Origin of the sequence: Limnohabitans sp. Jir72 (assembly GCF_003063575.1) — a bacterium.
Taxonomy (GTDB): domain Bacteria; phylum Pseudomonadota; class Gammaproteobacteria; order Burkholderiales; family Burkholderiaceae_C; genus Limnohabitans_A.
Map to the genome: position 1 here is coordinate 357,774 of NZ_NESC01000001.1, position 14,358 is coordinate 372,131.

Here is a 14,358-nt window from a genome sequence, read left to right on the forward strand (position 1 = left end):
CTTCACTTCGCCTTGGGTTTGGCCGCTTTACCAACGGCTTGGCCTTGCGCGTCCAGCTCGGTCCAGAACTTCTCCAGCTTCAGGTCCTTGACGGCCTGCTGCACAAACTGCGGGGCAAACCATTCCTTGACCGCAAAGCCCTGCTTGATCAAGCCCAGCTTCAGGCCCTCGTCCACCACGCGCTGGTAGTCGGCCACCAGGTCTTCGTCGATCAGCGGCGAGAACCGTTCTTTGAGGTTTTCACCTTCAAACTCAGACCGGATGCCCAGCTCGGGGTTGCCGCTGTGCTCGACCGACAGCTTGATGAAGGCCTCGCGGTTGGACTCTTGCGACGCAAAGTGCGCTGCACGCACCAGCTGCTTGACCAGACGCGCCGTGACCTCGGGGTACTTGGCAATGAAGTCTTCGGTGGCCAGCACGCCCGCGTCGATCTTGAACGCGGGACCGCGCCCTTTGGTGCTGAGTGGAATGTTCACGCCCTTGTCTTTGAGCAAAAACAGGTCCGAGCCGCCAAAGGTGGCGTCGATATCTTTGGACACCACGGCGGTCTTGGAACTGGGCCAATCCAGATTGATGAGCTTGACGTCTTTTTCGGTCAGGCCTGCCGAAGCCAGCAGGTTGTCAAAAGGCCGCTGGTAGGCCGTCCCCTTGAGCACCGAAATCTTCTTGCCCTTGAGGTCGGCCACGGTTTTGATGTCCACGCCCGGCGCGGTGGCCAAGTAACTGTTGGAGCCTCTGCCCGAAGCAAAGATGTACTGGGTGGGCAAGCCGCGTGCACGGCCAATCACCGAAGCCAAATCACCCAAAAACACCACGTCCAGCTGCTTGGCCGCCAGCCCCTCGGCAATGGCGGGGCCTGCGCCGCGAAAGAAGTTCCATTCGATCTTGATGCCGTCTTTGGCGAACTCTTGTTCCAGCCACTTGTGCGACTGCACCACCGTGAGCGGCCCGGCGCTGGCCGAAGGCTTGCCCGCCGTGCCCAGGTCGGGCGAGCCGATGCGGATCACGGTGGGCGCATCGGCCGCGTGCGAGGCGGCAGACCACAAGAGCGCGGTGCTGGCCAAGGCGAACAAGGCCGAAGCCACCACGAGGCGGGGGATGCGGTGAGTCAAAGTTGTTTTCATGTTGTGCTTTCAATAAGTCAGGCGACACAAAGCGTGTCGATGCGCTGACTTTATGAAAACATCCATGTGATGAAAACGAATCAAAACAGATAAGCAACTGCTCAGAAGTTTCAGGCATATGCTTAGATTCGACAGTGCCCGTTGCCCCATCAACAGTCAATGACTCTGCTAGACTGATTGTGATTGAAAATTGCTTTTAGCACGACGCCAAGACCCCTCCAACACGCTGTGCAGGTCACCCCGATGAGCAACAAAAAGACCCCTCTGTCCCTACCGTCCAAAGTGCTGGTGCGTTCCTCGGCAGCGGAGTACCTGACCTTTGTGGCCGCTGCTGGGCAAAGTGGTGTGGAAGCGATCTATGCCGACGAAAACGTGTGGCTGACGCACAAGATGATGGGCATGCTCTATGACGTGGAAACCCACACCATCAACTACCATCTGAAAAAAGTGTTTGCCGATAGCGAACTGATCGAAGATTCAGTTATTCGAAATTTTCGAATAACTGCCGCTGACGGCAAAAACTACAACACTCAGCATTACAACCTGTCGGCCATCATCGCTGTCGGCTACAAGGTCAATTCAGACCGTGCCGTGCAATTCCGAAAATGGGCCACAGGCATCGTCGAGTCGTTCACCATCAAAGGCTTTGCGATGGACGATGAACGCCTGAAAAACGATGGCTCGGTGCTCACACAGCAGTATTTTGAAGAGCAGCTGCAACGCATCCGGAAGATCCGTCTATCGGAACGCAAGTTTTATCAAAAGATCACCGACATCTACGCCACGTCGATTGATTACGACATCAGTGCGCAGGCCACCAAACGGTTTTTTTCTACGGTCCAAAACAAACTGCACTGGGCAATCCACGAGCAAACCGCAGCCGAAGTCATCGTCCAGCATGCCGATGCCCAAAAGGAAAACATGGGCCTGACCTCTTGGAAAGATGCGCCCAGCGGCAAGATCCAAAAGTTTGATGTGGTCGTCGCCAAAAACTACCTGACCGAAACTGAAATGGCGCAGCTGTAACGTCTAGTGTCAGCCTACCTGGATGTGGCCGAAGATATGGCATTGCGCAAAATCCCCATGACCATGCAAGATTGGGAAACGCGCCTGAACCGCTTCATCGAAGCCACCGACCGAAATGTCTTGCAAGATGCAGGCAAAGTCACCGCCGAAATTGCCAAGGCCCACGCTGAATCTGAGTTTGAAAAATACCGCATCGTTCAAGACCACTTGTTTGAAAGCGACTTTGACCGCTTGATCCAACAAATCGGGGTAGACAAGAAACGGTAGAGGTCGCTCCTGCGGGCGAATGTCGGCTGTGCCCTGCGGGTCATCGCCCACAGGGTTGGCTCCTACAAGAGTCAGGTCAAACGGCAAACTGCCAAGCGTCGATGGCAGCTTTGGCGAGCAGTGGCTCGCGCAGCGGCGGCTCGGCCAGGTCGGCGGGGGAATGCTCTGCAAACTCGGCCAGCACCCGGTCTTTGACCTGCGCAAAGGCGTAGCTGGCGCGGTCGCGAGGGTGCGGCAGGTCCACAGGAATGGTGCGGCGGATGCGCCCCGGGCGCGGCTCCATCACCACCACACGGTCGCCCAGGTACACGGCTTCTTCCACGTCGTGCGTCACCAAAATCATGGTGATGCCCTCGCTCTGCCAAATGCGCTTGAGCTCTTGCTGCAGGTGGGCGCGTGTCATCGCGTCCAGTGCGCCAAAGGGCTCGTCGAGCAGCAATATTTCGGGCCGGTTGACCAGCGCACGGGCAATCGCCACGCGCTGCGACATGCCGCCCGATAGCTGGTAGGGGTAAGCCTTTTCAAAGCCCAGCAGGCCCACCAGCGCGATGTGCTCGCGCACGGCGATGCGACGCTGGCCCTCGGTCTGGTTCGAGTTGAGCAGGCCCAGACCAATGTTTTCTTCCACGGTGAGCCAAGGGAACAGGCGATGCTCCTGAAACACAATGCCGCGCTGCAAGCTCGTGCCCTTGACGCGCTGGCCGTCCAACGCGATCTCGCCGTCATAGCCCTCTTCGAGCCCGATGATCAGGCGCAGCAGCGTGCTCTTGCCACAGCCGCTGCTGCCGACAATGCTCACAAACTCGCCCGGCGCAATACTCAGGTTGATGTCCTGCAACACAGGCAAGGTGTCACCCTTGACCTCGTAGTTTTTGTAAAGGCCCGTGATGGCCAATGTTCCGGCGTGTGCCATAGGGAAGTCTTTCAATACTGGGCAATGGTGTTTTGACGCCATGCCAACAAACGTTTTTCAATCAATGACAGCGCGAGGTTGAGCACATAGCCCACCGCACCGATCACCAGCACGCCGAACAGCACCAGGTCCATCCAGAAGTGCTCGCGGCCGTCGATCAGGGTGTTGCCAATGCCTTGGCCCGAGACCAGCAGGTACTCGGCCCCGAGCGTGGCCAGCCAGGTGTAGATGAGTGACAGGTGAATGCCCGTGAAGATGGACGGCGCTGCCGCAGGCAAGACCACCCGCCGCCACAACTGCAGCGGCGAGAAGGCGAACACCCGGGCCACCTCGATCAACTCGCGCGGCACGCTGCGAAACCCCTCAAAGGTGTTGAGTACCACCGGAAAGAACGCTGCCATGGCGATGAAGGCGATCTTGGCGCTGTCGCCCAGGCCAAACCACACCGACAAAAGCGGAATCCACGCGAACAGCGAAATCTGTTTGAGCGTGTGAAAGCTCGGGCCCAGCAGCTTTTCAAACCAGCGCGACGCGCCCAGCAACGAGCCAAACAACAGCCCCGCCAGCGTGCCGATCACAAAGCCCTGCGCATCGCGCCACAGGCTGGCCGACAGCGCCGCCCACAACTCGCCACTGGCCACTTGCGCCACAGCGCGGTCCCACACGGCCACGGGCGACACCAAAATCGGCGAGGTGGACCACTTCAGCTCCACCGCCAGCCACCACAGCAGCAGCAAAGCGGCTGGCAACACAAAGCCACGCAGGCTTTTCAAATTCAAGTTCAAATGAAACATGCCCTGTCCTCTCACAAACCCGGGTTGCGCCAGCGCAGCAAATGCGACTCGGCCGCGCCCAACACCTTGTCGATCAGGTAACCCAGCACGCCCACCACCACCACGGCGGCCAGCACGATGTCGAGCTGGAACAGCTGGCGGCCATAGACGATCATGAAACCGATGCCCTCGGACGAGGCCAGCAACTCCACCACCACCAGGGCCAGCCAGGCGTGGGTGAAGCCGTAGCGCAGCCCGTTCCAGATCTGCGCCGTGGCGGCCGGGAACACCACTTTGGTCAGCAACTGCCAGCGCGTGAAGCGAAACACCTTGGCCACCTCGACATACGCGTTGGCTACGCCCTGAATGCCCTGGCAAGTGTTGACCGCCACCGGCACCAGCGCCGCCTTGGCGATGAGTAAAAACTTGAGCGCCTCGTCAATGCCCACCAGCAGCATGAGCAGCGGCAGCCAGCCGATGACCGGCACCTGGCTGATGGCCTTGAACAGCGGAAACACATAGGCGTTGAAGCTGCGCGACAAACCCAGGGCCACGCCGAGCGCCAGACCGACCGACGCGCCGATGCCAAAGCCATACAGCACCCGCACCGCGCTGATCTGCAGGTTGTCCAGCAACTCGCCCGAGCGGGTCAGGTCCACCAGCGTGGCCCACACCTGCTGCGGGCTGGGCAACACCTGCAAGGCGATCCACTCGTGGTGGCTGGACAAAGCCCACAAGCCCAGCAAGAGCAAAGGCACCACCCAAGCCAGCAACCAGTCCACAGCCCAGGCACGCAGCCCTTGCAGCCAGACCCGGCTGCGCGCAGGCGCTAACGGGCGGGCGATTTTATGCTGGGGCGTCACGGGCAATGACGAGGTGATGGCAGAGGACAAAGCCGAAGGCACAGTGGCCGACAACACCAAATTCAGAACAGCAGGCATCCGACACCCCACTCAGCGGCCGACCTGCTGGCCGTTGGCCGCGTAGGCAGGCCAGTAGTTTTCGAGCTTGAGTTCCTTGAGCGCGGCGTTCAGGTAGCTGCGGTCAAACCAGCTGTCGATCTCGGGCTTGCCTCGGGTCAGCTTGAGGTCAAACGACTCGTTGGCCGCGTCCTTGTAACGCGCCACCAAGAAAGGATCGAGCAACGGCGAGAGGCGCACGCGCAGCGGCTGGCCAATGAAGTCTTCGCGCCAGATCTTGTCGGGGTACTCGGCCTTGCCCCAAGCGTCAAACAGCTCGGCACGGCGGTTTTCGTCAGAGTATTTGTGGGCGTATTTCACAATCACCTTGACCACGCGCTCCACCGCTTTGGGGTGCTTGGCGGCAAACTCGTCGGTCACCAGCAAGGCGGTCTGGCGGGTGTATTTGAAGTTGTCCTCGTGCGCCGACCAGATGATCTTGGCCAGCCCCTTGTCACGCAGGTTGAAGAGGCCGACGTAGTCAAAACTCGCGTCAATGTCCTTGGACACCAGCGCCGCCGCAGAGGCCGCTGGGTCGAGGTTGATCAGCTTGACGTCTTTTTCTTTCAGGCCGTGGTCGGCCAGCGCACGCACAGCGGCCAGGTGCAGGTTGGTGCCCTTGAACACGGCCACCTTTTTGCCACGCAGGTCTTCGATGCGGCGGATGTTCGACTCGGGTGCCACGCCCAGGTACAAACCATTGCGCACACCACTGCCCAAAATGATCTTGGTCTTGACCCCGGCAGCGCGGTGCACGATGGAAGGCAAGTCGCCCTGCCAAGCCAAGTCCAGCTGCTTGTTGACCAGCGCCTCGTTCACAGCGGGGCCAGCGCCCTTGAAGAAAATCCACTCGACCTTGGTGCCGTCCTTGCGGAACTCGTCTTCAATCGCCTTGTCGGCATAGGCCAGCGCAGTGCTGGTGCCGCCATGCCGAATCGGGTTGCCCACGCCCACGGTGGCCACACCAATGCGGATCACGGCAGGTGCCTCTGTTTTGATGTCTTGCGCCTGCGCCAGTGCTCCCCCCAACAGGCCCCAAGCCAAAGCCCAATGGGCAATTCGTCTGTTCATCACTCACTCCTTGTTTGTGCAATGGAGTGACTTTATTCACGCGACCTTGTGATGAAAACGAATCAAATCAGATAAGAAATGGCTTAGATGAGTTGGGAATATAGATAGATGGTGGCGGGCTGCGATTCAGACTTCTGGACTCAAAGAAGTGCAGCCAATCCAGTATTGCAGCGAATGCCGTCCTTCGCGTACTGAACTCACCATCCATAATTTACCGTTCAGCATTTGAACTGAGCGGCAAGCGTCGCTAACCGCCACTGGCATATTGCTTTACCAGCAACTCTGCCAGCTTCTAGGGGCAATCGTGCAGCGAAGGCTGCAGAATGATTAGGAATGGTTCCCACTCCCGCGCATCAGTGGCGATCTCTCGGCCATACCTGGCGTTGTCTGTAGGTATCGTCGCTACTGCTGCCAGCTGGGCCAGTCGTGCGGCACCAGCGCTGGCGGACTCATCCAAGGTTCCTCCACGAGCGCATCTTGGAACCACTCGTCCGCGAAGTTCGCATGTTCTGTGACGATGATTTGGAATCCAGGTACCACCTTCTTCGTGTAGTTGAGAAGAATCTCGAACAAGCGCCTTGCGGCAACCAAGTCCGCGTCTTTTGTTTGCTGCACACGCTGGATGTCGCCGGCAGCCGCCTCATAGGCAATCTGCGTGGGGAAGTACACCTGTGTTGGCTGGTCGAGCATCAAGAAGCGAGGGATCGGGACACCGTTCTTGGACGCGTAGTGATGCATCGCCAGCAGGGCGGACATGTGATATGCGAGCCAGTTGGCACCACCCCCCGTCCGCTTCATGGGCACCGGATTGCCGGGCCTCTGAACCACAACCGTGAGATCGCGCATGTCCACCCAGAACGGAAACTCCCAGAAAAACGGCTTGAACTCGCCAATGAGCGAAGTCATAGTTGAGGAGATATTCGTCAAAACCGAGTGCATCCGCGCTTCAGCATCGTCCTCCGCGCCGGCGTCCAGAATGAGCTCATCAAGTTTGGCCTGGAGTCGCTGGACCTTGAGCTTCAAGGTGTTGATGGCGTCGCTAGGCTTTAGGCTTTCAAGGTAGAAGCTCACACGGCCCTGCACCCTGGACGCCTGAGCATTAGCATCCGCCAACGCCACGGCCTTCTCTTCAATCAGCACTGCGGCGTTGATGCTCTGCTCTAGCTGGCGAATTTCAGCTGCCAGGCTGCTGGACTTCTCGGTCAAGGTCGCAAGTCGCTGATCCAGCCGCGGACGGGCGCCACCGACGGACTGAAGTTCTTCGCTGAGGCTGGAGAGTTCACCCAAAAGCGCCTGAGCAATGCCGTCCATGCGGGCGTCCTCCTCCCTGAGGAACGGCCACTGCCAAGCGCCATCTGCGCTGCGGGGCAGGGCGTTGATGGATTCCAACCTTGCCCGCTGCTCGTGAATCTCACTCTCGAACTCTGAGGCCCCTTTCACATACCGCTGGGTGGCGGCAATCTCGCCCTGCACGTCGTTGCGCTGCATGCGCAAGCTGAGCCGACGCGCCTGCAACTTGGCCATCTCGCTGTTAGCCATCAAAGGAGTGGATCCAGGTCTCCAGCTCAGTACCTGACGCAGGGATGCAACCAGATCACTGGCCGGCCCAGTGCTCTCAGGCATATCCGATGCCGATGCGCTGCCGAATTGGATGCCGACGGCTCGCGCTTCGGCAAGCAGCCCAACACCCTTGGTGTCCAGCGCTTCCTCTGCCTCCTCGGCGGAACGCAGCTCCTTAGTGGCAATCTTCAACTCACGCTGCGTGGCTCGACGGTTGGCCTCCGTCTCCATGTCAGCAAGCTGCGAAATCCCGAACAGCACAGCGAAGGTGTCGCGGATAGCCTGAGGGAGGTGTTCTTCGCTCTGCCTGTAAAACAGAAGATCCTTGCTGGCGACCAGTCCCTGCTTCTGGAACAGGTAGTAGGTGGTGTGCTTGACGTTCACTGAGTAGCTGACGCGGCTGCTGCGCTCCGGCACCGCAGTCTTTGTCTCAGGGATACCGAGCATCGAAGACAGTACCTGCTGAACAAGTTCATCGCCGCCGTTGTGAGCGAGATCCTCGAAGTCAGGAGTCTTGATTTTCGCACCGCGCAGCAGCATCGCGAGAGAGCACTGGACACGCCCGGGCCTCGGATTCGGCTTGGCCACAAACACCTGCTGGCCAGGAAACTGGAAGGTGACAGCAAACCAGGACACCTTCTCGCGAATGAAGCCCTCTGCAATCTTGCAGTCGGCCTCGCCCATGCAGTACTCGACGATGTCGGAGAGTGACGATTTTCCAGTGGACGCCAGGCCCGTGATGATATTCAGCCCTTCGGTTTCAAAAGGCTGATCCCGCCGGCGACCGTCATGGCTGTAGATATGGATAGAGGCAATTTTCATGGGCGGATAGACAGGCTTGTGTAGATCGTCACGCGGTCATTGATTCGTGCGAAGTCACGGCCGACGACCGTGGCTGCCACGCGGCATGCTTCTGCATCTGCTGTAGGCAGCGATTTAGGAGACACCTTGCGAGGCAGCAAACTGATGCATCCGTCGTCGGTGACCTCGATACAGCCTTTGCTCGACAGCAGGGCGAACGCCTCAAGGGCGTACTGCACGAGAGCTTTGGCACGGGGCGCGAAGTGAATCAACAGCTCGGGACGCAGGGCGATGACCCTCAGGACGGAGATTGACTTGTTGTCGAGGATCTCATCCCGGGTCGTTGGGTGCAGGCAAAGCGGTAGCACCAGCAGCGCGAGTGAGTAAGGCATCGGCTTGCCCGCAGTGCGTTCGTGCGCACGGATGGCTGCGGCGATGACGAGCGCGCAGAACGCGGGATTGAAGAGGTTGCGCTCCTCGAACGGTCGTTCTCTCCAGTCAATCATGGTACCGCCCCCACCGGGGTCTTCAGCATATCGAGGAACTTCGGATGCCAGTAAACACGTGGTTCCGGCTTCTCATCAGCCAGAATGTGGAAGCTACCTCGACGGATGAAGTCCTCGGTGACCTGCTTGCGTATCTGCAGGTGCCTCGACTCGTTCTCGGCCCATTGGTACAGGAGCTGCCCAGCTTCCAGAACCTGAGCGTCGGTGCTAAGGCCTTTAATGGAAACCCACGACTTCGCACGCTTCCATTCTTCGACAAGCCGGGCTTCGAACCTCTTCATCTCGCCACCCAGCAACACGTCAACCCGTGCCCAGTGCGAGCGCTGGGAAACGGCGCGGTAGAAGTCCAGGATGGCCATCTCGAGCCCGACGGTATCGATACTTATTGAGCGAAGCTGCTGGACGAACTGGCGCGAGTCGTTCAAAGGGTCAACCCCTTCAGGCGGAACCTCTTCCTCGAACGTGACTGGTAAGCGCTCATCGTGGTACTGGTTGGAGATGGAGGAGACCATCAACCACACTTCCGAAGAAGTTATGGGTGCGCGCTTCTTCCGGATGAGCTCAATAGCCTGACCAAACCACCAGCCTTCAAGGCGCTCGCGGACGTCAGTGCGGAACTTGGGGATGACCGACTTCAGCTGGCTGGCGACTGCGGCCTCGAGCTCGTTGATACGAAGAGAGCAGTCGGCGATGACGATGCGGGAGAAGAAGTCGCCGAGTTCGGTGTCGCTCAGGTCGGCCATCGAAGCTTTGATCTCTGTGGTCAGCTCAGTCGAGGAGTTCTGCAGCTCGGCAAGCAGCTTGGCGGCGAAGTCCGCCGGCTGAGGCTCTGCATCGGCCTGGAAATGCTTCAGCATCGAGTTCGGACCGACACGAGCCGTAGTGGCCATGCAGTAGGCGTGGCTGCAGGCCAGTTTGCCATCCCGTTTGTATCGGTCCAGCCAGATACGCACGGACTTCCAGAAGTCGACAGAAAGAGTGCCTACGGTTTCGCCTTCCTTCTTGTGCTTGAGGGAGATCAGTTTGTCCTTGCCGTTGACGTCCTTCACCTGGACATCGTCGTCGGCCTCGATGAGAAGGAACGAACTCTCGTCGTCCTGCCTCATAAGGTGCGCCAGTGCGAACCGAATTTGGTACACGTAACCTAAGCCTTGCTCGCCTGCGGCGTACTTGTCTGTCTTTGTTACCACGTCCCTTTCCCCCTTATAGCCATCAGCTAACCGCATGGGGGTAGCCGTAATCCAAATTCCGTTGGCCGGATTCTCCAATCTGAATAACCTGCGCTCTGGCGACTCAGCTGATCCCATCAACACCAATGACTAGATTGCGTAACATTCAGGCTGGACATCCAGCTTTTAAGGTGCCACATAGCAGCCAGTCTCGATCTTGCGCTTTCAGCTTTTAGTTGACTTTGATTGCGCATGATTCTGCCCAAACCGCCAACCTATAAATCTATCAAAACCATGACCCAATCAGCTCTCAATCCCCTGCCCCAACAAACAAAAAAACCCACGGCTTTCGCCGTGGGCCAAATGAACCCGCCAAGATTCAGTCAACAAGGGGTATGCGATCAGAACGCCTGATCCGCCGTGAAGGTGATGCGGTGCAGCTTGCGGTGTTGCGGGAAATAGTCGCCCACGGCGTAGTGCTGGGTGGACCGGTTGTCCCACACGGCCAGGGTGTTGGGCTGCCAGCGCAAGCGCGCCTGGTATTCGGGCACGGTGATCAGCGCATACAGCTGCGTAAGCAACGCGTCGCTTTGCGCACGGGGCAGGCCCTTGATGTGGCTCGTGAAAGTGGGGTTCACATACAAAATCTTTTTGCCTGTGACGGGGTGCACGCGCACCACGGGGTGTTCAACCGGCGGGTATTTGGCGCGGGCCCCGGCCAAAGCTTGCACTGATAGACTTCATTACTGGTGCATACAAGTGCCAGCCAGTGACTCAGACAATTTCAATCAGGGAGACATTCACATGGCAAAAATTGAAGTGAAAGGCACATCAGTTGCTGTCGTTTCTATCAACGACATGGACTTTATTTCCTTGACCGATATGCTCAAAGCCAAGGATGGGGACTTCTTCATATCCGATTGGCTGCGCAACCGCAACACTGTTGAGTTTTTGGGAATCTGGGAACAAGTCCACAATCCGGCGTTTAATTACGGCGAATTCGCCACAATTAAAAGTCAGGCGGGTCTGAACAGCTACAAGATCAGCGTCAAGGAGTGGGTGGAAAAGACCAATGCCATCGGTCTCACTGCCAAAGCAGGACGCTATGGGGGTACTTATGCCCACAAGGACATTGCTTTTGAATTCGGCATGTGGATCAGTGCCGAATTCAAAATTTACCTGATCAAAGAATTCCAGCGCCTCAAAGATATCGAACAACAGCAGCTTGGCTGGGACATCCGTCGCAACCTCACAAAAATCAACTACCGCATCCATACCGATGCGATCAGGGCGCATTTGATACCGGCAAAAATTACTGCAATACAAAGCGGCATGATCTATGCCAACGAAGCTGACTTGCTCAACATGGCATTGTTCGGCAAGACCGCCAAACAGTGGCGAGACGAGAACCCCGCGCACAAAGGCAATATCCGTGATGAAGCTAACGCAGCGCAATTGGTCTGCTTGGCCAATCTCGAAACCCTGAACGCGCATTTCATTGGACAAGGCTTGCCACAAGGTGAGCGCTTGAAGCTGTTAAACCAAACCGCTATCGGACAAATGACACTCCTGCTGGCGGACGCCAGGGTTCAACAGTTGGGTAAAAAATCAAACGCCAATAGCCACAAAAATAGCCATAAATATCCATAAAAAAACCCACGGCTTTCGCCGTGGGCCAAATGAACCCGCCAAGATTCAGTCGACAAGGGGTATGCGATCAGAACGCCTGATCGGCGGTGAAGGTGATGCGGTGCAGCTTGCGGTGCTGCGGGAAGTAGTCACCCACGGCGTAATGCTGGGTGGATCGGTTGTCCCACACGGCCAGGGTGTTGGGTTGCCAGCGCAGGCGGGCCTGGACTTCAGGCACGGTGACGAGCGCATACAGCTGCGTGAGCAGCGCGTCGCTCTGGGCTCGGGGCAGGCCTTTGATATGGCTCGTGAATGTGGGGTTCACATACAAAATCTTTTTGCCGGTGATCGGGTGCACACGCACCACGGGGTGTTCCACCGGAGGGTATTTGGCGCGGGCTTCGGCCAGTTGTTGGCCGCTGCTGTCTTTGCCCAGCAGGTATTCGGTCCAGCGGCTGATTTCCCAGGTGTGCACGGCCGTGAGCGTTTCCAGGTAGGCCTTGAACTCGGCGGGCAGCTTATCAAACGCCGTGGTCAGGCTGGACCAAATGGTGTCGCCGCCGCTGGCCGGGATGACTTGCGCATACAGGCTGGTGCCCACGGGCGGGTTGTCGCGCCAGGTGATGTCGGCGTGCCAGTTGTTGGCGGCGCTGGGGCGCTCGGCGGTGCTTTCCACAATCTCGATCTCGGGCTGGCTTTCCACGCGGGGAAAGAAAGCCTTGACTTCGTTCACATGGCCAAAGATGCGGGTGAACTCGACCTGTTGCGCGGGCGTGATGACTTGGTCACGGAAGAAGAGGACTTCGTAGGTGGCCAGCGCTTGCTTGAGTTCGCTTTGGGCCACATCGCTCAGGGGCTTGGACAAATCCAGCCCATGGATGGTGGCACCAATGGTGGGGGTGTAGGGCTCGACCGCAAAGCGGGTGTAGGCCTGGGGCAGATCGTTGAGTTTGGACATCTCGTGTTCCTTTCAAAATTGACTTGAGATGGCTCTACCTTAAAAACCATTCGCACTCAGGTCAAAGAAGGTTTTGGCGCATCGATATATGCAAATGAGCGCAGCGTTTGTTCATGCCATTTGCTTCGTTGTGCGGGCGCGGTGGCCGCCCAAGAATGCCTGTCTCTTCAACTTTTGCGGGACACGACATGAGCCAACCCAACACCCCCAAACGGCAACTGCGCCTAGGCGCTTTCATCATGCCCACGGGCCACCACATTGCCGCGTGGCGGCACCCCGGCTCACAGGCCGATTCGGGCGTGAACATTGACCACTACATCGAGGTCGTCAAAACGGCCGAGCGTGGTCTGTTTGACCAGGTGTTTGTGGCCGACAGCCCCGGCATCTGGCACCAGGGCGATGACGAGTCGTTCAGCCGCCAGGGCCGGGTGTCGCACTTCGAGCCGGTCACGCTGTGGGCCGCGCTGTCTGCCGTGACAAAGCACATTGGCTTTGTGGCCACGGCGTCGACCACTTACGAAGACCCGTTTTTGCTGGCGCGCAAGTTTGCGTCGCTGGACCACATCAGCAAAGGCCGCGCCGCTTGGAACGTGGTGACCACCAGCGCAGAGTCGGTTTATGGCAACTTTGGGCTGGACGCGCACCCCGACCCGGCCACGCGCTACGAGCGTGCGCACGAGTTTGTGGAGGTGGTCAAAGGCCTGTGGGACAGCTTTGAAGACGACGCCTTCAGCCGCAACAAAGACAGCGGCGTTTACTTTGACCCGCACAAGCTGCACAAGCTCAACCATGTGGGCCAGCATTTCAAGGTGTCGGGCCCGCTCAACATTGAGCGCCCGCCGCAGGGCCACCCGGTGATCGTGCAGGCAGGCTCCAGCGAAGACGGCAAAGAATTGGCTGCCGCCACGGCCGAGGCGATCTTCACCGCTTGGACGAGCCTGGCCGAAGCGCAGGCCTTTTATGCCGATGTGAAAGGCCGACTGGCCAGACACGGCCGCACGCCCGACCAGCTGCTGGTCTTGCCCGGCATCTCGCCCGTGGTGGGCCGCACACAAGAAGAGGCCGACGCCAAATGGGCCGCGCTGCAAAAGCTGATCCACCCTGCCGTGGGCTTGGGCACCTTGGCGCCCTTTTGGCCGCTCGACGAATTGCAAAAATGGGACTTGGATGCCCCACCGCCCTACTACCCCGAGCCGCCCAAGGGCGTGAACAGCCGAGCGCATGTGGTGATCGAGCTGGCCCGGCGCGAAAAGTACACCATCCGTCAGCTCTACGAATACCTGGCGGGCGCTCGCGGGCACCTGGTGGTGGTGGGCACCCCGGCCAAGATCGCTGACACGATCCAAGAGTGGTTTGAACAAGGTGCCGCCGACGGCTTCAACGTCATGCCGCCTGTGCTGCCCGAGTCGCTCAACGACTTTGTGGACCTGGTCATCCCCGAGCTGCAACGGCGCGGGCTGTTTCGCACCGCCTACGAAGGCAGCACCCTGCGCGAGAACCTGGGTCTGGCCCGGCCGGAGAGCCGGTATGCCAGCGTGCTGAAGGTGGCTTGAACTTTAGGAGACTACCCCGTGCGCGATGGCATGCATGGGCGGTGTGCGA

12 protein-coding genes and 1 pseudogene are annotated in these 14,358 nt (G+C 58.7%); 3 read left to right on the top strand and 10 right to left on the bottom strand.

Features of this window, described 5'->3' with window-relative positions; genetic code table 11:
* Window positions 1–2: 2 nt before the first annotated feature.
* On the bottom strand, window positions 3–1,124 hold the full coding sequence (locus tag B9Z52_RS01400) for an ABC transporter substrate-binding protein (protein WP_108412075.1): 1,122 nt from the start codon (window positions 1,122–1,124) through the stop codon (window positions 3–5).
* Between the two features lie 243 nt (window positions 1,125–1,367).
* Between B9Z52_RS01400 and B9Z52_RS18050 the strand changes: the two are divergent.
* Window positions 1,368–2,417: pseudogene (locus tag B9Z52_RS18050) on the top strand (virulence RhuM family protein).
* Between the two features lie 76 nt (window positions 2,418–2,493).
* Here B9Z52_RS18050 and B9Z52_RS01410 read toward each other — a convergent pair.
* The 8 genes from B9Z52_RS01410 to B9Z52_RS01445 all read right to left on the bottom strand — a co-directional run bounded on the left by B9Z52_RS01410 (window position 2,494) and on the right by B9Z52_RS01445 (window position 10,900).
* Window positions 2,494–3,330: an ABC transporter ATP-binding protein gene (locus tag B9Z52_RS01410; RefSeq protein WP_108412076.1), complete on the bottom strand. Its 837-nt coding sequence runs from the start codon at window positions 3,328–3,330 to the stop codon at window positions 2,494–2,496.
* 11 nt (window positions 3,331–3,341) lie between these two features.
* Entirely contained in the window at window positions 3,342–4,124 is a 783-nt protein-coding gene (locus tag B9Z52_RS01415) for an ABC transporter permease (protein ID WP_108412077.1), read from the bottom strand.
* Window positions 4,125–4,135: 11 nt separating this feature from the next.
* Window positions 4,136–4,996: an ABC transporter permease gene (locus B9Z52_RS01420; protein ID WP_369907840.1), complete on the bottom strand. Its 861-nt coding sequence runs from the start codon at window positions 4,994–4,996 to the stop codon at window positions 4,136–4,138.
* 60 nt (window positions 4,997–5,056) lie between these two features.
* Window positions 5,057–6,133 (bottom strand): ABC transporter substrate-binding protein, encoded by a 1,077-nt coding sequence (locus B9Z52_RS01425; protein WP_108412079.1) that lies wholly within the window; start codon window positions 6,131–6,133, stop codon window positions 5,057–5,059.
* A gap of 402 nt (window positions 6,134–6,535) precedes the next feature.
* On the bottom strand, window positions 6,536–8,515 hold the full coding sequence (locus B9Z52_RS01430) for a DUF3732 domain-containing protein (RefSeq protein ID WP_108412080.1): 1,980 nt from the start codon (window positions 8,513–8,515) through the stop codon (window positions 6,536–6,538).
* Window positions 8,512–9,000 carry a three component ABC system middle component gene (locus tag B9Z52_RS01435; RefSeq protein WP_108412081.1) on the bottom strand — a complete coding sequence of 163 codons (489 nt, stop codon included), beginning with the start codon at window positions 8,998–9,000 and terminating at the stop codon, window positions 8,512–8,514. The genes B9Z52_RS01430 and B9Z52_RS01435 overlap by 4 nt, the downstream gene beginning before the upstream one ends.
* Window positions 8,997–10,106 carry an ABC-three component system protein gene (locus B9Z52_RS01440; RefSeq protein WP_146182758.1) on the bottom strand — a complete coding sequence of 370 codons (1,110 nt, stop codon included), beginning with the start codon at window positions 10,104–10,106 and terminating at the stop codon, window positions 8,997–8,999. Before B9Z52_RS01440 ends, B9Z52_RS01435 begins: the two co-directional genes overlap by 4 nt.
* 464 nt (window positions 10,107–10,570) lie before the next feature.
* Entirely contained in the window at window positions 10,571–10,900 is a 330-nt protein-coding gene (locus B9Z52_RS01445; RefSeq protein ID WP_233251759.1) for a TauD/TfdA family dioxygenase, read from the bottom strand.
* Window positions 10,901–10,973: 73 nt separating this feature from the next.
* Here B9Z52_RS01445 and B9Z52_RS01450 point away from each other — a divergent pair, with 73 nt between their 5' ends.
* On the top strand, window positions 10,974–11,819 hold the full coding sequence (locus tag B9Z52_RS01450) for a KilA-N domain-containing protein (RefSeq protein WP_108412083.1): 846 nt from the start codon (window positions 10,974–10,976) through the stop codon (window positions 11,817–11,819).
* Between the two features lie 67 nt (window positions 11,820–11,886).
* On the opposite strand, the gene B9Z52_RS01455 is transcribed toward B9Z52_RS01450, so the two are convergent.
* Complete coding sequence (locus B9Z52_RS01455; protein WP_108412084.1) at window positions 11,887–12,756, bottom strand: TauD/TfdA family dioxygenase; 870 nt, start codon at window positions 12,754–12,756, stop codon at window positions 11,887–11,889.
* A 188-nt stretch (window positions 12,757–12,944) separates the two neighbouring features.
* Between B9Z52_RS01455 and B9Z52_RS01460 the strand changes: the two genes are divergently transcribed.
* Complete coding sequence (locus B9Z52_RS01460; protein WP_108412085.1) at window positions 12,945–14,309, top strand: LLM class flavin-dependent oxidoreductase; 1,365 nt, start codon at window positions 12,945–12,947, stop codon at window positions 14,307–14,309.
* Window positions 14,310–14,358 lie beyond the last annotated feature (49 nt).